Origin of the sequence: Sphingomonas phyllosphaerae FA2, from assembly GCF_000427645.1 — a bacterium.
Taxonomy (GTDB): Bacteria; Pseudomonadota; Alphaproteobacteria; order Sphingomonadales; family Sphingomonadaceae; genus Sphingomonas; species Sphingomonas phyllosphaerae.
Genome location: NZ_KE386571.1, coordinates 3,645,259 through 3,667,894 on the forward strand (window position 1 = coordinate 3,645,259; position 22,636 = coordinate 3,667,894).

Genomic DNA, 22,636 nt, shown 5'->3' on the forward strand with positions numbered 1-22,636 from the left:
GGCCCGCGCGCGCTGCCCTATGACGGCGACACCATGAGCGAGGCAGGCCAGCAACCGACAGGGCGCGCGTGAGCGACGCAGGCCGGCGCATCGCGATGGCGGTATCGGTGCTGGCGTTCGCGGCCGCCGGCGGATTATGGCTGTCGCGCGTGCCGATCGCAACGCGGGTGATCGACAAGGAACTGGCCGCAAAGGGCGTCCCCGCGCGCTACCACATCGCCGATCTGGGGCTTGGGCGGCAACGATTGACCAATGTGGTCATCGGCGATCCGGCGCGGCCCGATCTGGTCGCCGACTGGGTCGAGACGCAGACCGACCTGACCCTTTCGGGGCCGAAGCTGGTGGCGGTGCGCGCCGGGCATGTGCGCGTGGCGGCGCGGCTGCGCGACGGCAAATTGTCGCTGGGTTCGATCGATCGGCTGCTGCCGGCATCGTCGGGCGGACCGGTGGCACTGCCTGCGCTCGACGTCGACGTAGCCGATGCGCGCATCGCGCTCGACTCGCCTTACGGCGCAGCGGCGTTGCGGTTGAGCGGTCGGGGACGGCTCAACGACGGCTTTCGCGGGCGGCTGGTCGCCACCGCGCCGCTTCTGTCGGTGGCGGGGTGCCGCGTCGGTGCGCTTCGGGCCGACGTGGCGCTTCGGGTCACCGCGACCGCACCGCGCTTTGCCGGGCCAGCGCGCGCTGGTGCGGTCGTCTGCGATGGCGTGATGGCACAGTCGGTGGCCGGTGACCTCGATCTCGGCCTGTCCCCGCAATTCGACCGCTGGTTCGGGCGGACGCAGGTTACCGCGGCGCGCGTTCGGACGGCCCCGGCGACCCTCCGCAACGTCAACCTCGCGACACGCTTTCGCGGCGATGCCGATCGCACCACCGGAGTCGCGACCGCGATGGTGGACGGGGTGCAGTCCGCCGCGGCGAGCAGCGGAGCCACCGACTGGCATGGTCAATGGCGAATGACGAACGGCCGCGCGACGCTGGCGGGCCGGCTCGTCGCTCAGCATGTCGCACTCGCTGCCGACGAGCAGCGCCGGATCGCGATGCTGGGCGACGGTGCGGCGGGTCTGCCGGTCGCACCGTTGCTGGCGGGGGCGGCCCGCGATGCGGCGCGCGCCAGCCGGGACATGCAGGTCGCCGCCGAACTCGCGCTGGCGACGGGCGAGCAAACGTTGCTCACGATCGAGCGGGCGACGATGACGGCGGCGAGCGGCGCGCGGGCGGCGCTGGATGGCGGCGCGGTGACGATCGGGCATCCGGCGGGGGTGCAACTCGCCGGGCAGATGACGATCGGCGGCGGCGGGCTCCCCACCGCGACGGTGCGCCTTGCACAAGCTGCGCCGGGGGCGGCGATCAGCGGAACGGCGCAGATCGCGCCCTACGCTCGCGACGGTGCGGCCCTGACGCTGTCGCCGGTACGCTTTACGACCGGCGGGCAGGGCGCAACGCGGATCACGACCGAGGCGACGCTCAGCGGCCCACTGGCGGGTGGCCGTATCGAGCGGCTGCAAATGCCCATCGCGGCATTGTGGGACCGGCGCGGAAGATTGACGGTCAATCCGGCGTGTACGCCGGTGGGCTTCGGGCGGCTGGCGATTTCCAGTCTTGTCCTGGCGGGTGGCGCGCTGCGGTTCTGCCCAACCGGCGCGGCATTGGTCGAGATCGCCGGCGGCAGCGTGCGTGGCGGGGCGCGGCTCGGCGCGACGCGTCTCGCCGGGACGCTCGGCGGATCGGCCTTTGCGCTCGACGTCGGGGGCGCGGCGCTGGGGCTCGCGGATCGTCGCTTCGTGCTTCGTGACGTCGCGACGACGATCGGAACGACCCGGATCGCGGCAACGCAGTTGGTGGGTCAGGTCACCGGCGGGGGGGCGCAGGGCACGTTTACCGGCGCCGGCGGTCAGGTCGGGACGGTGCCGCTGTTGATGAGCGCGGGCGAGGGCAAGTGGCGATTCGATGGCCGTCGGCTGGTGCTCGACGGCACGCTGCGCGTCGCCGACACGGCCACGTCGCCGCGCTTTCAGCCGATGGCAGCACGCGACATCGCCTTCGTGCTCGATGGCGGGACGATCCGTGCGACCGGGCAGCTGGTCGAGCCGACCACGAGCACGCCAGTCGCACAACTGGCGATCGACCACCGGCTGTCGAGCGGCAGCGGCAAGGCGATCCTGACGGTGCCGGGGATCACCTTCGCCAAGGGTTTTCAGCCCGAATTGCTCACGCGCCTCACCTTCGGGGTAATCGCCGATGTCGCGGGGACGATGCACGGACAGGGCGAGATTCGTTGGACGCCGCAGGGTGTTGGCAGCACCGGCACCTTCTCGACCGATGCGATGAACCTCGCCGCCGCCTTTGGGCCGGTCACCGGACTGGCGGGAACGATCCGCTTCACCGATCTGCTCGGGTTGGTAAGCGCCCCCGATCAGGTCGCGACCGTTACCTCGATCAATCCCGGCATCGCGGTCACCGACGGGCGGATCGTCTACCGTTTGCTCCCTGACCTGAAGGTGCAGGTCGACACCGCGCGCTGGCCGTTCGCGGGCGGCACGTTGACGCTCGATCCGACCCTGCTTGATTTCGGCTCGGACGCCGAACGCCGCATGACCTTTCGCGTCGACGGGATGGATGCCGGCAAGTTCCTACAACAATTCGACTTCTCGAACCTCAACGCTACCGGCACCTTCGACGGCGTGCTGCCGATGATCTTCGATCAGCAGGGCGGCCGGATCGCCGACGGGCGGCTGACCGCGCGTTCCGGCGGCGGGTCGATCGCCTATCTGGGCGAGCTGACCGAGAAGGATCTCGGCTTCTGGGGCAATCTCGCCTTCCAGTCGCTGCGCTCGCTGACCTATCGCAGCCTCGACGTGCAGATGAACGGGCCGCTCGCGGGCGAGATGGTGACCGGGGTCAGCTTCACCGGGATCAAGCAGGGCACGGGCGCGAAGAGCAATTTCCTGCTCCGCCGGCTGACCCGGCTGCCGATCCGCTTCAACATCACGATCCGCGCCCCCTTCCGCGGGCTGATCGATTCGGCGGCGAGCTTCTACGACCCGCAGCGGCTGGTGAAGCGCAACCTGCAAGCCTTGATCGACGAGCAGAACCGGAAAACGGGCGTTCAGCCGCCCGCAAGCGAGGCGCCTTTAAAGAGGGACATTGGGCCATGACCGCAACAGGATTGACGAACGCGATGCGCCCCACGACCTATGCCTTGATGGCGATGCTGACGCTGACCGGCGGACTGGGAGGGTGCGTAAATATCTCCGCCCCCGACAAGCCGATCCAGATCAACCTCAACATCAACGTGACGCAGGAAGTGGTGTACCGTCTCGACAATGACGCCAAGTCGCTGATCCAGCAGAATCCGGGGATTTTCTAAGCCATGCGTATGAAGAGCCTTGTCCTGATCGCCGCGCTGGCCGCGGTTGCGGTGCCGGTGGCTGCCTGGGCGCAGCGCGACCCCGCCTATGCCGCCGCGCGTGAGGCGGGCCAGGTCGGCGAGCAGCCCGACGGCTATCTCGGCGTGGTGGGTAGCGGATCGGCATCGCTGCGCGCGCTGGTCAGCAACATCAACATTCAACGCAAGGCCGCCTACACCCAGAAGGCGCAGGCGTCGGGCGCGACGGTCGAACAGCTCGCCTTCACCAGCGGGTGCAACCTGATCGCGCAAACGAAGCCCGGCGAGAAGTATCGCACGCCGGGCGGTTCGTGGGAAACGCGCGGTGCCGGCGCCCCGGAGCGTGACCCGCGCTGCGTCTGACGGTGGGGTAGGGCGGAAGGCAGTCCCGTTTCATGCCGTCGCCCCTGCGTAGGCAGGGGCCCATGTCTGTACCGTCCATCGCTGTGATCTGACACATACGCCGACCTCCTCGTGTCAAAGGTCTCCCGGCATGACACAGCCATAGGCTCCTGCCTCCGCAGGAGCGACGGGGAGGGTGGCATCGGCACACCGCCCTTGCTCGCAACGGTTGACACCCCTTAACCCCCCGTCTAACCGGGCCGGGCCTTGGCGGGGCTGCTCGCCGCTTGCGCGCATCCTTGACCCCGGCGAGAAAAAACCAGGGTGAGGGTGGCTGCGTGGCGGAGAACGGTTCCGGACGGGATTTCCACGACGCGGACGACCCGCGCCTGGCCCAGCTCGATCGACGACTGGAACAGGCGCGCCGGGACGAAGCGATTCGGCAGGGAACGGTGCGTGATGATGCGGATGCAGGGTATTCGCTCGGCAATCGCGTGCTCGCCGCCCTGATCGGAAGTCTCGTCGGATCGGCGCTGATCGGCTGGTGTATCGACCGCTGGATCGGCACTGCGCCCTGGGGACTGATCGTCATGCTGTTCCTCGGGATCGCGGTGGCGTTCAGGCAAATCATTCGGTTGACGAGCAAGCGTCCGGGTGATCCGGGCGCTTGACGTATGTGACAAACGGGAACCTCGCAGTGGCGGCAGAAGGCGGCAAGATCGATCCGATGCACCAGTTCCTGATCGAGCCTGTGCTCGGTCGGCCCTGGATCGTGGGCGGCTATGATCTGTCGTTCACAAACTCGGCATTGTGGATGGTCATCACGCTGGTCGCGCTGTGGCTGTTCATGCTGGGGGGCATGAAGCGCGAGCTGGTGCCCAGCCGCTGGCAGGCGGCGGTGGAGGGCTTCACCGGCTTCGTCCAGAACATGCTGATCTCGAACGTCGGGCCGGAAGGCAAGCGCTTCGTTCCCTATGTCTTTTCGCTGTTCATGTTCATCCTGTTCGCCAACGTTCTGGGGCTGATGCCGGTCGGCATCGTGCCGGGCTGGCACCCGTTCACGATCACCAGCCACCTGACCGTCACCGGTGTGTTGGCGATCATCAGCTTCTCGATCGTGCTGATCGTCGGCTTCGGCAAGCACGGCTTCCACTTCTTCAGCCTGTTCGTGCCGCACGGCACGCCGCTGCCGATGATCCCGCTGATCTTCGTCGTCGAGCTGCTGAGCTTCCTTGTTCGTCCCTTCTCGCTGGGTCTGCGACTGTTCGTCGCGATGACCGCGGGGCACATCCTGCTCAAGGTGCTGGCGGCGTTCGTGATCAACGGCATCAATCTCGGGCCGGGCTATATCGCGATCGTGTCGCTGCCCAGCTTCGTGCTGATGATCGGCATCACGTTGCTGGAGCTGCTGGTCGCGGCGATCCAGGCGTACGTCTTCGCACTGCTGACCAGCGTCTATCTGAACGACGCGGTCAACCTGCACTGAGTTTCCTTTTCCACCACTGAATCTTTTCGAACGGGAGTTATTATCATGGACGCAAACGCCGCCAAGCTGCTCGGTGCCGGTCTCGCTGCGATCGGCATGGGCATTGCCGCGCTGGGCGTGGGCAACGTGTTCGCCGCCTTCCTCGAAGGCGCGCTGCGCAACCCGGGTGCCGCCGACGGCCAGCAGGGCCGCCTGTTCATCGGCTTCGCCGGTGCCGAGCTTCTGGGTCTGCTCGCCTTCGTGACGATGATCATCCTGGTGTTCGTCGCGTAACCACGCCGACGACATGGCCCCGCCCGCACCGGGCGGGGCTGACCTAGGAAGCGGATCCCATGCCCCAAATCAGTCAGATCGCCGCCACCTATGCCTCGCAGCTCTTCTGGCTGCTCATCACCTTTGGCATCCTGTATTTCGGGATTGGCAAGATGATGGTGCCCCGGGTGCAGGGCGTGATGGAGTTGCGTGAATCGCAGATCGCGCAGGACCTTGCCACCGCCGAGGCGGCACGGGTCGAAGCCGATCGGACCGAAGCGGCATGGAACGCCGACATGGATGCCGCGCGGGCAGCGGCGCAGGCCGAGGTTGCCGCCGCCAAGGCCCGGGCACTGGCCGCCGCCGAGGCGCAATTGCGCAGCGCCGACGCCGATCTGGCGGAGCGGATCGCGCATCACGACGTCGCCATCGGCAATGCCAAGGCGGCGGCGATGGTCAACGTACAGACGATCGCGACCGAAGCCGCGCAGGAGCTGGTGCAGCGCCTGTCGGGTGTCGCGGTCCCCACGGACGCCGCCAACGAGGCGGTCCGCAGGCAGCTGAATCATGGCTAATCCCTCTACGCTGGCGCAGGATCTCGAGGCGCAGCCGCTCGAGCATCAGGACATGGCGAACGGCAGCGGCATCCATGCCGGCACCAGCGCCGGTGATGGCGAATCGCACGCCGCGCCGACCGCGCTCGGCCTCAACGACACCGGCTGGGTCGGCATCGCCGCACTGGTCGTGCTGATCGGCATGGTCGTGTGGAAGGTGCCGGCGGCGATCGGCGCGATGCTCGACAAGCGCATCGGCGAGATCCGCCACCAGCTCGACGAAGCCGCCGCGCTCCGCAAGGAAGCCGAGGCGTTGCGCGATGAATATGCAGCGCGGGCGCGTGGCGCCGAGGCCGATGCCGCCAAGATGCGCGACAATGCGCATCACGAGGCGGCCGAGATCGTGGCCAAGGCCAAGCACGACACCGAGGTGTTGATGGAGCGTCGTACCCGCATGGCCGAGGACAAGATCGCCGCCGCCGAGCGCGCGGCGATCGCCGAGGTCCGCGCACGCACCGCCGAGGCGGCGACCGCGGCTGCCGCGGCGCTGATCGCCGAGCGTCACGATGCCGGTGCCGACCGCGCGCTGATCGACCGCGCGATTTCCGGGGTTGGACGCCTGAACTGACCTGATGGTCTTCGAGGACAGAACGGAGCGGGCGCCAATGGCGCCCGTTTTCGTTTGGCGGCCTTTGAGCGCGCAATTTCCCTACCTGCCGGCGGCCAAGGCGATACCGCGTTGACAAGAAACCTTCATCCGTCATTGCGAGCGTAGCGAAGCAATCCAGGGCGTCCTGATCCGGCCCTGCATCGCTTCACGGCGCTCGCAATGACGGACCGGCCGAGCGACATCCGACCCGAAGGAAGCCCATGATGCGTTTGTCGATCACCGCCGCCCTGTTGCTCGCCTCGGTCGCCGCACCGACGATGGCGCAGGCGCCCGCTGCTCAAGCCACGGCTCCTACCAGCGCCGACACACGGCTCCGCCGGCTGTTCCACGACAGCGACGAAGGCAGCCTTCGCCGCAATCCGGTGCAGGCGCTGTTCCGCGGCGACATGCGCTATGCCGATCAACTCGGCGACTTCTTTTCCGACGCGCATCTCGCCGCCGAGCGTGAGGCGACGCAGCAGGATCTTGCGACGCTCGCGACGATCGACCGCGCCAAGCTCACCCCTGTCGACCAGATCGCCTATGACGTCTTCAAGCAGCAGGCCGAACTGAACCTGCGCGGCTATGCGCCCGACCTGATCGCGGTGCAGATCGTCCGCCCGCTCGACCATTTCTTCGGGCTGCATACCTTCTACCCCGAACTGGCGTCGGGGCAGGGCGCGGCACCGTTCAAGACGGTCGCCGATTACGACAACAACCTGAGGCGCAACGCACAATATGCCGCGCAGATCGACGCCGCGATCGCGCGCTTCCGCGAGGGCATGAAGAGCGGGATCGTCCAGCCCAAGCTGGTGGTCCGCAACATGATCGGCCAGCTCGACAATCTGCTCGCAGGCGGCGTCGAGGCGTCTCCCTTCTACGGCCCGGTCAAGACCTTCCCGGAGGCGATCCCGACCGCGGATCAGACGCGGCTGCGCGCCGCCTACACGCGCCAGATCACCGAGGTGCTCAACCCGGTCCAGCAGCGGCTGCGCGATTTCCTCCAGAACGATTATCTGCCGGTCGCGCGCGACAGCGTTGGGCTGTCGGCGATGCCGGGTGGCGCGAAGCTCTACGATTATCTGATCGAATCGAACACGACGCTGCCGCTCAAGGCCGATGCGGTCCACAAGCTCGGCCTGTCGGAGGTCGCGCGGATCACCCGCGAGATGGAGACGCAAAAGGCCAAGGTCGGCTTCAAGGGCACGCTGCCCGAATTCTTCGCCTTCCTGCGCACCGACAAGCGCTTCCAGCCGTCATCGGCGACCCAGCTCCGCGAGGGTTATGAAGCGATCGGCCGCCGCGTCGATGCGCGCGTGCGCGAGCAATTCTCGCTGATTCCCAAGACGCGGCTGGAGATCCGTCCGGTCCCGGCGTTCAAGGAGAAGACCGATGCCGGGGGTTCCTATCAGTCGGGCACGCCGGACGGCTCGCGCCCCGGTGTCTTCTATTATAACACCTACGACCTGCCGACGCGTTACATGTGGGAAATGGAGACGCTGTACCTGCACGAAGCGGTGCCGGGGCATCACTTCCAGATCAGCCTTGCGCAGGAAAATGACGCGCTGCCCGCGCTCATGCGCTTCGGCGGCAACACCGCCTACGTCGAGGGCTGGGCGCTCTATTCCGAGACGTTGTGGCCGCAGCTCGGAATGGAAACCGACCCGTATCAGCGGATGGGCGGGCTCAACGACGAGATGCTGCGCGCGATGCGGCTGGTGGTCGATACCGGCATCCACGCCAAGGGTTGGACGCGCGATCAGGCGATCGATTACATGCTCGCCAATTCGCCGATGTCGCGCACCGACGCGACCGCCGAGGTCGAGCGTTATATCGCGATCCCCGGGCAGGCACTGGCATATAAGATCGGCCAGCTGACGATTTCGCGCGTGAAGGCGGATGCGCAGAAGACGCTCGGCACGCGCTTCGATCCGCGCCGCTTCCACGCGCAGGTGCTCGACACCGGCGCGCTGCCGATGCCGGTCCTGGAGAAGAAGATCGCCGATTGGGTTAAGGCCGGGGGCAAGTAAGAACACGCGTCGCCCCTGCGGAGGCAGGGGCCCATGTCTGTCGAATGACGCGGCCAGTCTGACACACGCAGCACGCTCCCTGTGTCAGCCCCTCCCGACGGACGACACAGACATAGGCCCCTGCCTCCGCAGGGGCGACGGCTAACTCGCCGGCACCCCGTTGCCCCACCCCGCCGCACTACCTAGATCGCGGGGGATGACAGGCAGCTACGGCCCCCCCGACCGCTTCAACGAGGAAAAGGCCACCTACGCGATCCGCGGCGCCGACGCGCCCGATCTGGAAGGCGGGGTGGCCGTGATCCGCAACGTGCTCAAGACGTTGCCGCTCAAGCCCGGCGTCTACCGGATGCACGATGCCAAAGGCGACGTGCTGTACGTCGGCAAGGCGCGCGCGTTGAAGAACCGCGTCGGCAATTACGTTCAGGTCGACCGGCTGTCCAAGCGGCTCCAGCGGATGGTCGCGCAGACGCGGTCGATGACGATCGTCACCACCAACAACGAGGCCGAGGCGCTGCTGCTCGAGGCGCAGCTCATCAAACGCTACCGTCCCGCGTACAACGTGCTGCTGCGCGACGATAAGTCGTTCCCGTTCATCCTGTTGCGCGCCGATCACCAGTTCCCGCGCATTCAGAAGCACCGTGGCGCGCGCCGCGCCAAGGGCGATTATTACGGCCCGTTCGCGAGCGCCGGCAGCGTCAACAACACGCTCAACGCGCTTCAGAAGCTGTTCCTGCTGCGGTCGTGCACCGACGGCTTCTTCAAGACCCGCGACCGCCCGTGCCTGCTGTACCAGATCAAGCGCTGCTCGGCGCCGTGCGTCGGGCGGATCGACGAGGCGGGCTATGCCGAGCTGGTTTCGGATTCGAAGAAGTTCCTCGCCGGCAAGGCGACCGACGTGCAGGCCAAGCTCGGCGCGCAGATGGAGGCGGCGGCCGCCAATATGGACTTCGAGCTGGCCGCGATCCTGCGCGACCGGCTGAAGGCGCTCACCTTCATCCAAGGCACGCAGTTCATCAATGCCGAGGGCGTCGGTGACGCTGATATTTTCGCGCTCGCCTGCCACGAAGGGCTGATCGGGATCGAGGCGTTCTTCATCCGGGGCGGGCAGAATTGGGGCCACCGCAGCTTCTTCCCCGCGCACACCGCCGACGTGCCCGAGGACGAGGTGCTGACGCAGTTCATGGCGCAATTTTACGAGGAGGTGCCGCCCGCGCGGACGATCCTGATCGACCGCGTGCTCCCCGACGCCGAGGTGCTGATCGAGGCACTCTCCGAACAGGCCGGCCGCAAGGTCGAGATGACCGTGCCCCAACGCGGGGTGCGCAGGCGGCTGCTCGATCAGGCGTCGCGCAACGCCAAGGAAGCGCTGGAGCGGCGGCTCGCCGAAAGCACCACGCAGGCGCGGCTGCATCGCGAGTTGGCCGAGCTGTTCGAGCTGGGCGACCCGCCCGACCGGATCGAGGTCTACGACAACAGCCATATTCAAGGCACCAACGCGCTGGGCGCGATGGTCGTCGCCGGTCCGGAGGGGTTCCGCAAGGGCCAGTATCGCAAGTTCAACATCAAACAGGCCGCGACCGACGACGATTATGCGATGATGCGCGAGGTGTTGACGCGCCGCTTTTCGCGCGCGCTGGAGGAGGACCCCGATCGCGATGGCGAGACGTGGCCCGATCTCGTGCTGCTCGACGGCGGACGCGGGCAACTCAACGCCGCCAAGGCGGTGCTGGAGGATCTGGGGATCGAGGACGTCTGTCTGGTCGGCGTCGCCAAGGGCCCGCACCACGGCCGCGAGGGACGCGAAGTCTTCCACCTTATGGACGGGCGGGAGCTGACCCTGCCGGTCAATGCGCCGTTGCTCTTCTATCTCCAGCGCTTGCGCGACGAGGTCCACCGCTTCGCGATCGGCGCGCACCGCGCCAAGCGGGCGAAGGCGATCGGGGCGAGCCCGCTTGACGAGGTGCCGGGGATCGGCCCCGCGCGCAAGAAGGCGCTGCTGATGCATTTCGGCACCGGCCGTGCGGTGCGCAACGCCTCGCTCGAGGATCTGCGCAAAGCGCCGGGGGTGAGCGCCGCGGTCGCGCAGCAGGTTTATGATTTCTATCATGCGCGGTGAGAGAGAGGCCGGTGTAGCCCTCACCTATACCGTTGCCCCTTCGTCATTCCCGCGAAGGCGGGAATCCAGAACCTCTGGGGGTCGCGCCTCTATCGACAGACCTGCGCGTCTGGATTCCTGCCTGCGCGGGAATAACGGCACATCATGCACCTGACCGCCGACGCCATCCTGCTCTCCGTCCGCGCGCACGGCGAGCATGGCGCGGTGGCGCGGGCGTTGACGCGCGAGGATGGCGTCCGCCCCGGCTACGTCCGCGGCGGCCACGCGCGCGGACTGCGACCGGTACTACAGCCGGGCAACCTGATCCGCGGCGAATGGCGCGCGCGCACCGAGGAGCAACTCGCCGCACTCACCTGCGAGCTGATCCACACGCGCGCCGCGCTCCACGAATCGGCGCTCCCGGCGGCGGGGCTTGACTGGCTGACCGCGCTGACTGCGGCGGCGCTGCCCGAGGCGCAGCCTTACCCCTATCTCTACGACGCGCTCGGCGGCGTGCTCGACGCGATCGAAGCAGCACCCAGTGCGCGCGGCTGGGCGGCGGCGATGGCGCGCTACGAACTGCTGCTGCTCGCCGAACTCGGCTTTGGGCTCGACCTCGCGACATGCGTCGCCACCGGCGATACCGACGATCTCGCCTTTGTCAGCCCGAAAAGCGGCGCGGCGGTGTCGCGCGGCGCGGCGGCGGGGTACGAAGCGCGGCTTTTCCCGTTGCCAACGTTCCTCCGTGACGGTGGCGCGGCGGACGGCGCGCAAGTGCTTGAGGCGCTGGCGATCACCGGCCATTTCCTCGCGCGCGACGTGCTGCTCGAACGCCGCCGCGATCCGCTGCCGGCGCGCGCGCGGCTGGTCGAGCGATTGAAGAGGGCGGTTGCGTGACGCGCGCGGGCGCGCCATGCGCTGCGGCCATGACACACGGCAAGCTCATCGCAATCCTGCCCGGCGACGGGATCGGCCCCGAAGTGACCGCCGAGGCGCGGCGCGTGCTCGACGCGCTCGATCTCGGGCTGGTGTTCGAGGAGGCGCCGGTCGGGGGCGCGGGCTATCGCGCCAGTGGGCATCCGCTCCCCGACGCGACGCTGGCGCTGGCGGAGCGCGCCGACGCGGTGCTGTTCGGCGCGGTCGGCGACCCCGAATTCGACTCGCTCGAACGCGCATTGCGCCCCGAACAGGCGATCCTCGGGCTGCGCAAGAACCTGACGACCTTCGCCAATCTTCGCCCCGCCAAGATGTTCGTCGGGCTGGAGGACGCCTCGACGCTCAAGCCCGAGGTGGCGAATGCGATCGATCTGGTGATCGTCCGCGAGCTGAACGGTGACGTCTATTTCGGCGCGAAGGGTCGCGGCACCACCGAGGACGGCTTGCGCGAGGGGCACGACCTGATGCGCTATGACGAAAGCGAGGTTCGCCGGATCGCGCATGTCGGCTTTCAGACCGCGGCCAAGCGGCGCGGCAAGCTCTGTTCGGTCGACAAGGCCAATGTGCTCGAAACCTCGCAATTGTGGCGCGACGTGGTGATCGAGGTCGCGGCGGAATACCCGCAGATCGAGCTGACCCATATGTACGTCGACAATGCCGCGATGCAGTTGGTCCGCAACCCGGGCGCGTTCGATACGATCGTCACTGGCAATCTGTTTGGCGACATCCTTTCCGATCAGGCGAGCATGTGCGTCGGCTCGATCGGGATGCTGCCCTCGGCGTCGCTCGATGCGCAGGGCAAGGGCCTGTACGAGCCGATCCACGGGTCGGCACCCGACATCGCGGGGCAGGGCAAGGCCAATCCGTGTGCGGCGATCCTGTCCGCGTCGATGATGCTGCGCCACTCGCTGGGAGCGGCTGAGGCCGCGGACCGGATCGAGGCGGCGGTGTCGGCGGCGCTGGCGACCGGCGCGCGGACCCCCGATCTCGGCGGCACCGCGACGACGCGCGCGATGGGCGATGCGGTGCTGGCGGCGCTGTAGGCGCGTTACCGAACAGCGGGGCCGTCATGACACGTCATTGCGAGCGTAGCGAAGCAATCCAGGGCCGGAACAGGACGCCCTGGATTGCTTCGCTACGCTCGCAATGAGGGAGCGGCACCGATGCTCGATCTCGCGGTTGTCGTCCCCACCTTCAACGAACGCGGCAATGTCGCGGCGGTGGTCGCGCGGCTGGCGGCAGCGCTGGAGGGACTGGACTGGGAGGTGCTGTTCGTCGACGACGACAGCCCCGATGGCACCGCGCAGGCGGCGCGCGACCTCGCCCGCCACGATCCGCGCGTGCGGGTGATCCAGCGGATCGGCCGGCGCGGGCTGTCGAGCGCGTGTATCGAGGGGATGTGCGCCACCGCCGCGCCGATCGTCGCGGTGATGGACGGCGACCTCCAGCACGACGAGACGCTGCTGCCGAAGATGCTCGCCGCGCTGCGCGACGACCCGACGCTCGACCTCGCGATCGGCTCGCGCTTCGTCGCGGGTGGCGGGACCGGCGAGTGGGACCGCGACCGGGTCGCCAAGTCGGCGCTCGCGACCCGCATCGCCGCACACGTGGTGCGCACCGACCTGAGCGACCCGATGAGCGGCTTCTTCGCGATCCGCACCGAAGTGTTGCGCGGGCTGGTGCCGCAGCTCGGCGGGATTGGCTTCAAGATCCTGCTCGACATCATCGGCGCATCGCCGCGCCCGCTGCGCTTCGTCGAACTGCCCTATGTCTTCCGCACCCGCGCGGTCGGGGAGAGCAAGCTCGATCACGTCGTCGCGATGGAATATCTGATCGCGCTTTATGATCGGCGGCTCGGGCGGATCGTGCCGGTGCGCTTCGCGATGTTCTCGATGATCGGGGCGCTGGGTGCGGGGGTGCATATGAGCGTGCTGTCGCTTCTCTATGTCGTCGCCGGGCTGACCTTCCTGACCGGGCAGATCGTCGCGACCTTCGCGGCGATGACGTTCAATTTCTTCCTCAACAATGCGCTGACCTATCGCGACCGACGGCTGCGCGGCGCGCGCGCGCTGCTCGACGGCTGGGTGGCGTTCTGCCTCGTCTGCGCGGTCGGGGCGGTGGCGAACGTCGGGGTGGCGGCGTTCCTTCACGACGTACGGCAGGGCGCGTGGGCGGCGTCGGCATTGCTCGGCGTGCTGGTCGGCGCGGTGTGGAATTACGCGCTGTCGTCGCGGTTTACCTGGGGACGGTATCGGTAGCGCCCCGTCGCCCCGGACGTGATCCGAAGCCCCGCTTCTTCTTGCCTCACACCCAGCTGTTGAACCACGTAAAGCGATGGAACGCCGCCGGATTGGCAAGCGCCTGCGCGCTGAGCACCGGCAGGAAGTACAGCCACAGCGCGAACACCAGCAGCAGGAACAGCTCGACCCACCGTCCGAGCGCCGCGCGGTGATGATCGATCGCCACCACCAGCACCACGCACAGCAGCACGCTCGACGGATAGTAATAATAATAGAAGCCGAGCGACTTGGGGATCACCGCGAAGATCGCCAGCGAGAAGGTCCATAGCGCGGCGGGGGCAAGCAGCCGCGCCGCGCCGGTCCGCACCCACGCCTGATAGCAGGCGACCACCGCGACCAGCCCGCCCCACATCACCGCAGGGTTGCCGAGCAGCAGGATGCCGCGCTGCGCGCCGTCGACGGGTTCGTAGAGATACCAGATCGGCCGGATCAGCAGCGGCCATGTCCACCAGTTCGACTGATAAGTGTGCGGCGGCAGCTTCTGCGTCTGGCGCAGGTACATATCCCACTGGAAGTGCGGCAAGGTGTGGAATGTCAGCGCGTCGTTAGCGTAGAAGAACGCGGGCGCGAAGGTCAGGAAATAGGTAACGACCGACAGCCCGCCGAGCAGCGCCAGTGCCGGGACGGTGCCGAGCCCCGGCCAGCGCTGCGGCCGTTCGCGCCGCATCAGCACGAAAGTGACGGCGGCCGCGGCGACATAGGGGGCAGCGGCCCATTTGCATGCGGTGGCCAGCCCCATCAGCACGCTGCCCGCGCTCCACCGCGCCACACTGCCGTCGCGGATCGCCGAACTGAGCAACACGATGCCCCAGATCAGAAACGCGACCATGAACGTATCGAGCATCGCGATCCGCGCCTGGATGTAGATCGTGAAACCGAGCAGCGCGAAGATGGTGGCGAGCAGGGCGGGGCGCGTGCGGCGTGTCAGCAAATGGGTCAGCGCGAACACCCCCGCGACCGTCGCGCTGCCCGCCAGCGTCGAGGCGACGCGCCATCCGTACGGCACATCGCCGAACAGATGGATGCCCGCCGCGATCAACTCCTTGGCAAGCAACGGATGTTCGATATTGGTCGGCTCCGACAGCGTGAGCAATGCGCGCGCGGCGGGCAGGTAATGGACCTCGTCGAACACCGGCTTGGCGGGCACCGACAGGCGAAAGACGAATATTAGCCAGCTGAACACGGCGATGCCCAGCGCGAGCAGTCGCGGCGTTCCCTGTTGTCGTTCGCCCCTCGTCACCGCCGCATTTCCTCCGCCACGCCCCGCGCGGGCTTGCGACAGGCGCGCGACGCCGACAAGCCCGATGGTGACGGTTTGACTTGTTCTGGCGGGTGCGCGGAGGCTAAGCGGGGGCATGAAGCGGCATAGCGGACAGGATCGGTCGATCACCCAGAACTGGCGCCCTGCGACCCTCGCGGTTCGCGGCGGCACCGCCCGGTCGGAATATGGCGAAACATCCGAGGCGATGTTCCTGACATCGGGCTATTGTTACGATCGCGCCGAGGATGCGGCGGCGCGCTTTGCCGGCGAACAAACCGGCATGACCTATTCGCGACTCCAGAACCCGACCGTCGAGATGCTCGAGCAGCGCATTGCGCTGCTGGAGGGCGCGGAGGCGTGCCGGACGATGGCGACCGGCATGGCGGCGATGACCGCGGTGCTGCTCTGCCAGCTGCAACAGGGCGATCATGTCGTCGCCGGGCGCGCCGCGTTCGGCTCGTGCCGCTGGTTGGTCGATACATTGTTGCCCAAGTTCGGCATCCAGAGCACCACCGTCGACGCGCGCGATCCGCAGGCGTTCGAGGATGTCGTGCGCCCGAACACCAAGGTGTTCTTCTTCGAGACGCCCGCCAATCCGACCATGGATGTGGTCGATCTGCGCGCGGTGTGCGGGATCGCGCGCGAGCGCGGGATCACCAGCGTCGTCGACAATGCCTTCGCCACGCCGGCGCTCCAGCGTCCGATGGAGTTCGGCGCGGACGTGACCGCCTATTCCGCGACCAAGATGATGGACGGGCAGGGCCGCGTGCTGGCCGGCGCGGTGTGCGGGACGCAGGACTTCATCGACAATACCTTGCTGCCCTTCACGCGCAACACCGGGCCGACGCTGAGCGCGTTCAACGCCTGGGTGGTGCTTAAGGGACTGGAAACGCTTGACCTACGCATCCGCCGCCAGTCGGAGAATGCGCTGGCGGTCGGGCGCTTCCTCGAGGCGCGCGTACCGCGTATCCTCCATCCGGGCCTGCCCAGCCACCCGCAGCACGAACTGGCCATGTCGCAGATGAGCGCCGTGGGCGGAATTTTCGCATTCGAGGTCGAGGACCGCGCGCAGGCGCACGCATTGCTCAACGCATTGGAGCTGATCGACATTTCGAACAACATCGGCGACTCGCGCTCGCTGATGACGCATCCGGCCTCGACGACCCACTACGGAGTCTCGGCCGAAGCGCGCGCCGAGATGGGCGTGACCGAGGGGCTGCTGCGCCTCAACGTCGGGCTCGAAGATCCGCAGGATCTGATCGACGATCTCGACCGCGCGCTGCGGCAGGTCGGGTTGTGAGCACCGCGACCGGCATGGAAGCGTTGTTCACCGACGCCGCCACGACTCAGGACGTCACCGTCCGCGTCTCGGTCAGCTATCTCGCCGAACAGTCGGAGCCGGGGCGCGGGCGGTGGTTCTGGGCCTATCATATCCGCATCGAGAACGACGGCGCGGGCGCGGTGCAATTGCTGACCCGCCACTGGATCATCACCGACGGTAACGGCGCGCGTCACACCGTCGAGGGAGAAGGCGTCGTCGGCGAGCAGCCGGTGATCCAGCCCGAGGGCAGCTACGATTACGTTTCCGGCTGTCCGCTCGCCACGCCGAGCGGCGCGATGCAGGGCAGCTACCGGATGGTCGCCGAGGACGGGCGGGTGTTCGACGTTGCGATCCCGCGCTTCGCGCTCCACGCGCCGGCGGTGGCGGAGTGAAGCGGTGAAGCGGACGCACCTGCCGCTCAACGGGTTGCGCGTGCTCGACGCCGCGGCGCGTCATCTGTCCTTCACCCGCGCCGCCGACGAACTGGCGGTGACGCCCGCGGCGGTCGGGCAGCAGATTCGCGCGCTCGAGGATACGCTCGGCGTCGTGCTGTTCCGCCGCACGACCAAGGGGCTGGAGCTGACCCCGGAGGGCGAGGCGGGACTCGCGCCGCTGCGTCAGGCGTTCCTCGAATTCGAGGAAGCGGTGCGCGCGATGCAGGCCGGGCAATCGTCCAAGTCGCTGACGATCGCCGCCCCGCGCGACGTGACCGAGAAATGGCTGCTCCCGCGGCTCGCCGAGATTGCTGCGGCCGATCCCGACCTGCGCTTCGTGCTGGTCGCGGCGGACGAGGGGATGGATTTTACCGAAGCCAACCTCGACCTTGCGATCCGTTGGGGCGAGGGGCCGGGTACGCACGAGGGGGAGGCGATCGAGAGCGAGGGGCTGGTGACGGTCGCGCGCGCCGAGGGCACTGCGGACACTGTGATCCTGTGGCCGGGTGCGCCCGAGCCGGACAGCGCCGGGCAGGTGCGGGTCGGCGATGCCGGGCTGGCGATCGACGCCGCCGCGGCGGGGCTGGGGCGCGCGACCGTGCCCGAGATGCTCGCCGCACGCGACATTGCCGTCGGGCGAGTCGTGGTGGTGGGCGAAGCGCAGCCGTCGCGCCTGGGCTATTGGCTGGTCGCACCGACCCCGCAGTGGCGGCAACGTAAGGTGCAGGTGCTGGTCGAGGCGCTCGGGCGGTAGCGGCGAGTCGGTCTTCGGGCCGTCACGCGGGACCTGCCTGCGTTTGCACTCGCCGTAACGGCAGGATCAGTACGCCGCCCGCCAGCGTCAGCCCGGCGAGCACCAGCAGCAGAACCGTGAAGTCGCCGGGCGTTGCCAGCGCCCAGGTCAGCAGCGGGCCGAGCAGCGACGGCACCGTGTTCGACAGGTTGATGAGGCCAAGATCACGGCCGCGATGGCGCGGATCGGGGAGAAGCCGCACAGCAAACGCCTGATGCAGCGCGAGGAACACCGCGGCGGCGACCGAATAGACGAGGAAGCCGAGTGCCGCACCGAGCGGATGGCTGAGTGTCGCCATCGCCAGCAGCCCAAGCGTCGCGGCGATCGCCGCGCCGACCAGAAAGGGCGTGCGGCGATCCGCCTGATCGGACAATCTTCCCGCGAAAACGGCGACCGGCAGCGGAAGAATATAGCTGATCGTCAGCAGCGTACCGACGCGCGCGGCCAGCGTCGCCGGCGGAACCACATCCGCGATGCTCTGAAAGTAATACAGGAGGTAGAGGGAGAGCGCGCCACCCGCGAGCTGCACCAGCAATCGCGACAGGCTCGCCACCCAAAGGCGATGTGCGGGAGCGGCGTCGGGCGGGGCAGGTGCGGCCGGAATCGATGGGCGGCGGATCGCCAGGAGCGGCAGGATCGCCACAACCGTGAGTCCCATGATCAATGCGAGGCGCGTAGCATCAGTCCCGTTTGCATCGGCGACGAGCAACGCCGACACCGCGCCCGCCGCCGGTGGGCCGATGGCGAGCAAACCGCCGGCCAGCCCGCGCTGATCGTCGGGGATTTCGTCGGCCATGATCGCCATCATCGGCGCGAGCACGGCGTTGACCGCAAGCTGGAACGCCAGCACCGCAACGATCAGCGTCGCGGGCTGCGCGGCGATTGCGATTCCCGCGAAACTAAGCGCGAGCGCGACCAGCCCGCCTGCAATCCAGCCGCGCCGCCCGCCGCCTCGCGCATAATGCCGATCGCTGAGCCAGCCGAAAAGGATGTTCGCCCCGCTCGCCACCCCCGCGCCGAGCACCACCGCCACCGTCAACCAGCCGATCCGCGCCTCCCCCGCCAGCCGATCGATCTTGAGCGGGAGCAACAGCGAGAGGAACGGCAGATAACCGATCACCGCCCCGGCATGCGCCAGCGAGAAGGCGGCGAGCAGCCGATAGGTGGGGGCAAAGGAACGCGACATCGGCGGCGGGGTAGAGCGTTGCGGCGTAGCGGGAAAGGCGTCAGCGTTGCCGCGAACCGGTCGGCCGGTCATGCCAACGACAAACAGGCCGGGGCGGCGCTCAGGCGGCGGCGCGGCGCCCGATGATGCGGACAGCGTCGGGTAGCAAGGCGACGGGCAACGGCTCGGTAAACAGGAAGCCCTGCATATGCTCGCATCCCATGCGCAGCAGCGTCTCCAGCTGTTCGGCGGTCTGCACTCCCTCCGCCACGCACTCCAGCGACAGCGCGCGGCACAGGCCGACCATCGCCTCCACCACCGCCCAGCCGCGCTGCGCCTGCAGATCGTTGATGAAGCTGCGGTCGATCTTCACCTTGTCGAGCGGCAATTGGTGAAGGTTGCTGAGGCTGGAATGGCCGGTGCCGAAATCGTCGAGCGCTACCTTCATCCCCAATCGTCTGAGGCGTTGCAGCACTCGCGCCGCCGCGGCGGGATCGCGCATCACGGCGGTTTCGGTGACCTCGATCCAGATTCGCGACGCCGCCACGCCCGACGCGAACAGTTCGCGTTCGATCGCAGCGAGCGTCGCGGGCGAGTGGAGGTCGCAGGCCGAGATGTTGAACGATAGCGCGATGTCGGAGGGCAGCAGCCGCGCCGCCGCCAATCCTTTGCGAAACATCGCCAGCGTGATGCCGTGGATCAGGGTCGAGCGCTCGGCGATGGTGATGAAGTCGCTGGGGGCGATTTCGCCGACGATCGGGCTGCGCCAGCGCGCGAGCAACTCGATCGCCTCGACCTGTCCGGTGCGCGCCCCGACGATCGGTTGGCCGTAGAGGTGCAGTTCCTCGTCGAAGACGCACGCCTGCAACGCGGCCTCGATCGCGCGGTCCCGCCGGATCGCGCTTTCCAGATCGGGAGTGAAAATGCACAGCCCGCCGCCCTGCATGCGCTTGGCGTGGTAGAGCGCGTAATCGGCGCGATCGAACAAGTCGGTGGCGATATGCCCGGCGTCCGGGAATTGCGCGATGCCCAGCGACCCGCCGACCGACACGGTCAGCTCGCCGATCGCGAACGGCTCTTCGAGCGCCGCGCACAGCCGCGCGCCGACCATCGTCGCGGTCCGCACGTTGCCGGGGATCAGCACGCCGAATTCGTCACCGCCCAGCCGATAGATGCCCGTGCCCCCCGACAACATCGGGCGCATCCGTTCGGCCAGCTGGACCAGCAGGATATCGCCGACGTGATGACCGAAGGTGTCGTTGACGGGCTTGAACCGGTCGAGATCGAGCAGCCCGACCGCGAACGGCCCGGCCCCGCCGCTGGCGACCAGTTCGGCGAGGTCGTCGTGAAAGCGGCGGCGGTTGGGCAGGCCGGTGAGGCTGTCGGTATGCGCCAGCCGCTCATTGTCGTGGTTCAGTCGGATCAGTTCGTCATGCTGGCGCTTGAGCCGGGTCTGTGCGATCACCTGCTTGCGGAAGTGGTCGAAGCTGTTGAACAGGACGTGGAGCAGCACGACCAGCACCAGCGCGACGTTCACCGCGATGACGGTGTACATCATGTCTTGTCGCGCCAGGCACGCGCCGATGAAACTGGGGATCACGATCAACCCGACCAGCAACGCCGCCTGCGGCAGCGCGCCGAGGCAGAAGATGCAGCCGATCGCAGTCGTCGTGACGTATATCATCACGTGCGCTTTCTGGATGGCGTCGCCATATCCCAGCAGAGCGATCGACCAGATGATATAGGCGGCGGCCAGAAACGTGCCGATCAACGTGATCATCCGAAGCCGGCGGCGCGCATCCTCGGCATTCAACTGTTCGGTGCGGTGCGCGCGCCGCCACCAATGGAACAGGCGCAGGCTGCTGAGCGTGAACAGGCACAGCGGGACGGTCGTGCTGATCGCAAACGGCGCGACATGGCGGTGGGTGACGACGATCGCCAGCGAATTGACGAGCAGCAAGGCGTACAGGAAGGGCAACTGCCGCTGGAGCGACACGGCCTGCGCAACCGCCAGCCGCGGATCGCTCCCCAAGTCGGCGTACCAGCGATACAGTCGCCAGCATTTCCCTCCGCGCACGCGCGTCCCCCGCGTTTGAATTCCCCGGATCGGATTTTACCGTGAAAAGGTTAACAGGATGCTACGCCGGAGTTTGTCGGCCGCTGATCAATTCCATCCGCTGCGGCATCGTCCCAATCTCAATGTCCTCGGCGCGGAAACGCCGCAGCAGAATGGTCAGGATCGCGCTGCGCGTGGCATAAGCGACGCGCGGCGACGCGACATGCCCGAAACAATTGAAGAAGATCCTGCCGTCGGCGATCGAATCGACAAACACCTTCGGCGCGGGATCGTCGAGCACCTCGGCCTCTTGGGCGAACGTGTCGGCCACGATCGCACACACGCGGTCGGCATCGGTTTCCAGCGGAACCGAGAACTGCACCTGGATGCGGCCGAGCGGCCCGGCGAGCGTCTTGTTGAGCACCGATTTGGTGATCAACTCCGAATTGGGAACGATCAGCGTGGAATGATCGGCCAGCGCGATCTCGGTCGAGCGGACGCTGATCCGCTTCACGTCTCCCTCATCGGTGCCGACGCGGATCCAGTCACCGATCTTGATCGGGCGCTCGGCAAGCAGGATCAGCCCCGAGACGAAGTTCGACGTGATCGCCTGAAGCCCGAAGCCGATCCCGACCGACAGCGCCGACAGCAACAGCGCGATGCGCTCGACGCCGATCCCCAGCGAGGCGAGCGACCAGATGACCGCCAGCGCGATCCCGACATAGCGTGCGACCAGTGCCACAGAGTTGCGCGCCGATCCGTCGAGATCGGTGGCGGGCAGGTACTTTTCCTCCAGCCAGCGGCGGAACGCACGCACCAACGTCAACCCGATGAACAGCACCGCGACGCCGCGAATGATCGCTCCCGGTGACACCGCGATGCCGCCGACCTGCACCCCTTGCGCGAGCAAGCCGATCCGCGCGACCAAGGTGCCGATCCCGCTGCCTGCGCCGAACGGCACGAAGAACAGCCCCAGCGCAATCAGCGCGAGCGTCACGCGTGTCACGCCCGACAGCAGCACCCCGAATTGGTCGACCACCGCCCCACGCAACCCCAGACCGCGCGATACGGCGCGGCCAAGCGTACTGTCGCGCGCGAACAAGGTGATGGCCAGGTCGTCGGCGGCAGCCATCAGGAGATAGGTGGCGGTGGCGAGTACGATGCTCCACCCGACCAGCTTCATTGTGAACAGCGCGAAGCCCAGGAAGCCGAGCAGCAACGCCGCCAGCGTCGCCAGCGCCAGCACCCAGGCGAACAGTGCCGCCGCGCCTAGCCCGGCGCGCGCCGGGGCGGTCGCCGACTCGTCGGCACGGTTCGCGCGCAGCCGGCCGAGCGCCAGCAAGGCACCCGCGAGCACAAGGAGATGGAGGATGATCTCCAGCACGTGCGTCGCGCTTTGCGCCGCCGGGCTGATCCCGATCTCGATGTTGATCCGCTCCAGCATGTAGCTGACGAAGGCCGTCGCGGCGAGCAACCAGCTATACGGCCGAAGTTCGGTGGCGACATCGTCCGCGATCGGCGCCACCCGCCAGCTCGGCTGATGGCGCAGCAGCAGCGCGCCCGTAACGGCCGAC

20 protein-coding genes (1 of these 20 cut by a window edge) are annotated in these 22,636 nt (G+C 67.7%); 16 read left to right on the forward strand and 4 right to left on the reverse strand.

Annotation, left to right across the window (positions count from 1 at the left end):
- The first annotated feature begins 68 nt into the window (after positions 1-68).
- From SPHPH_RS20200 to SPHPH_RS0117695, 13 genes are all read left to right on the forward strand, one after another.
- Entirely contained in the window at positions 69-3,158 is a 3,090-nt protein-coding gene (locus SPHPH_RS20200; RefSeq protein WP_051273125.1) for an intermembrane phospholipid transport protein YdbH family protein, read from the forward strand.
- Positions 3,155-3,370: a YnbE family lipoprotein gene (locus tag SPHPH_RS20205; RefSeq protein WP_238303196.1), complete on the forward strand. Its 216-nt coding sequence runs from the start codon at positions 3,155-3,157 to the stop codon at positions 3,368-3,370. Before SPHPH_RS20200 ends, SPHPH_RS20205 begins: the two co-directional genes overlap by 4 nt.
- Positions 3,371-3,379: 9 nt before the next feature.
- The gene (locus SPHPH_RS0117645) at positions 3,380-3,751 is read left to right on the forward strand and encodes a YdbL family probable chaperone protein (RefSeq protein ID WP_081668685.1); all 372 of its coding nucleotides are present in this window, start codon (positions 3,380-3,382) and stop codon (positions 3,749-3,751) included.
- A 317-nt stretch (positions 3,752-4,068) separates the two neighbouring features.
- Positions 4,069-4,401, forward strand: a complete 333-nt coding sequence (locus SPHPH_RS0117650; protein ID WP_028967881.1) for an AtpZ/AtpI family protein — start codon at positions 4,069-4,071, stop codon at positions 4,399-4,401.
- 26 nt (positions 4,402-4,427) lie between these two features.
- The gene (locus SPHPH_RS0117655) at positions 4,428-5,216 is read left to right on the forward strand and encodes a F0F1 ATP synthase subunit A (RefSeq protein WP_028967882.1); all 789 of its coding nucleotides are present in this window, start codon (positions 4,428-4,430) and stop codon (positions 5,214-5,216) included.
- Between the two features lie 45 nt (positions 5,217-5,261).
- On the forward strand, positions 5,262-5,489 hold the full coding sequence (locus tag SPHPH_RS0117660) for a F0F1 ATP synthase subunit C (protein ID WP_019515901.1): 228 nt from the start codon (positions 5,262-5,264) through the stop codon (positions 5,487-5,489).
- 59 nt (positions 5,490-5,548) lie between these two features.
- Positions 5,549-6,043: a F0F1 ATP synthase subunit B family protein gene (locus tag SPHPH_RS0117665; protein ID WP_028967883.1), complete on the forward strand. Its 495-nt coding sequence runs from the start codon at positions 5,549-5,551 to the stop codon at positions 6,041-6,043.
- Positions 6,033-6,650 carry a F0F1 ATP synthase subunit B family protein gene (locus SPHPH_RS0117670; protein ID WP_028967884.1) on the forward strand — a complete coding sequence of 206 codons (618 nt, stop codon included), beginning with the start codon at positions 6,033-6,035 and terminating at the stop codon, positions 6,648-6,650. Before SPHPH_RS0117665 ends, SPHPH_RS0117670 begins: the two co-directional genes overlap by 11 nt.
- A gap of 245 nt (positions 6,651-6,895) precedes the next feature.
- Complete coding sequence (locus SPHPH_RS0117675) at positions 6,896-8,701, forward strand: DUF885 domain-containing protein (RefSeq protein ID WP_037489909.1); 1,806 nt, start codon at positions 6,896-6,898, stop codon at positions 8,699-8,701.
- Between the two features lie 196 nt (positions 8,702-8,897).
- A complete protein-coding gene (uvrC, locus tag SPHPH_RS0117680; protein ID WP_028967886.1) occupies positions 8,898-10,817 on the forward strand; it encodes an excinuclease ABC subunit UvrC in 1,920 nt (639 codons plus the stop codon).
- 144 nt (positions 10,818-10,961) lie between these two features.
- Positions 10,962-11,693 carry a DNA repair protein RecO gene (recO, locus tag SPHPH_RS0117685; RefSeq protein ID WP_028967887.1) on the forward strand — a complete coding sequence of 244 codons (732 nt, stop codon included), beginning with the start codon at positions 10,962-10,964 and terminating at the stop codon, positions 11,691-11,693.
- Positions 11,694-11,722: 29 nt separating this feature from the next.
- Positions 11,723-12,775, forward strand: a complete 1,053-nt coding sequence (leuB, locus tag SPHPH_RS0117690) for a 3-isopropylmalate dehydrogenase (RefSeq protein ID WP_028967888.1) — start codon at positions 11,723-11,725, stop codon at positions 12,773-12,775.
- Between the two features lie 120 nt (positions 12,776-12,895).
- Positions 12,896-13,990 carry a glycosyltransferase gene (locus tag SPHPH_RS0117695; RefSeq protein WP_028967889.1) on the forward strand — a complete coding sequence of 365 codons (1,095 nt, stop codon included), beginning with the start codon at positions 12,896-12,898 and terminating at the stop codon, positions 13,988-13,990.
- A 46-nt stretch (positions 13,991-14,036) separates the two neighbouring features.
- Here the strand turns inward: SPHPH_RS0117695 and SPHPH_RS0117700 are convergent, their stop codons facing one another.
- Complete coding sequence (locus tag SPHPH_RS0117700) at positions 14,037-15,272, reverse strand: glycosyltransferase family 39 protein (RefSeq protein ID WP_238303198.1); 1,236 nt, start codon at positions 15,270-15,272, stop codon at positions 14,037-14,039.
- Between the two features lie 115 nt (positions 15,273-15,387).
- On the opposite strand from SPHPH_RS0117700, the gene SPHPH_RS0117705 reads away from it, so the two are divergent.
- Genes SPHPH_RS0117705 through SPHPH_RS0117715 form a run of 3 tightly spaced genes read left to right on the forward strand, consistent with a single transcriptional unit; the run spans position 15,388 to position 17,802 of the window.
- A complete protein-coding gene (locus SPHPH_RS0117705; RefSeq protein ID WP_028967891.1) occupies positions 15,388-16,593 on the forward strand; it encodes a trans-sulfuration enzyme family protein in 1,206 nt (401 codons plus the stop codon).
- A 14-nt stretch (positions 16,594-16,607) separates the two neighbouring features.
- Positions 16,608-17,006, forward strand: a complete 399-nt coding sequence (gene apaG, locus SPHPH_RS0117710; protein WP_028967892.1) for a Co2+/Mg2+ efflux protein ApaG — start codon at positions 16,608-16,610, stop codon at positions 17,004-17,006.
- Positions 17,007-17,010: 4 nt separating this feature from the next.
- Complete coding sequence (locus tag SPHPH_RS0117715) at positions 17,011-17,802, forward strand: LysR family transcriptional regulator (protein ID WP_028967893.1); 792 nt, start codon at positions 17,011-17,013, stop codon at positions 17,800-17,802.
- Between the two features lie 22 nt (positions 17,803-17,824).
- Here SPHPH_RS0117715 and SPHPH_RS0117720 read toward each other — a convergent pair whose 3' ends face one another.
- The 3 genes from SPHPH_RS0117720 to SPHPH_RS0117730 all read right to left on the reverse strand — a co-directional run.
- Positions 17,825-19,099, reverse strand: a complete 1,275-nt coding sequence (locus SPHPH_RS0117720; RefSeq protein WP_238303200.1) for an MFS transporter — start codon at positions 19,097-19,099, stop codon at positions 17,825-17,827.
- A gap of 28 nt (positions 19,100-19,127) precedes the next feature.
- Complete coding sequence (locus SPHPH_RS0117725) at positions 19,128-21,083, reverse strand: putative bifunctional diguanylate cyclase/phosphodiesterase (RefSeq protein ID WP_051273129.1); 1,956 nt, start codon at positions 21,081-21,083, stop codon at positions 19,128-19,130.
- Between the two features lie 61 nt (positions 21,084-21,144).
- On the reverse strand, positions 21,145-22,636 hold the 3' portion of the coding sequence (locus SPHPH_RS0117730; RefSeq protein WP_051273130.1) for a DUF3772 domain-containing protein. The gene runs 869 nt beyond the window's last position; 1,492 of the gene's 2,361 nt are visible here — the last part of the coding sequence; its start codon lies beyond the right edge, outside the window — the gene reads right to left on this strand; it ends in the stop codon at positions 21,145-21,147.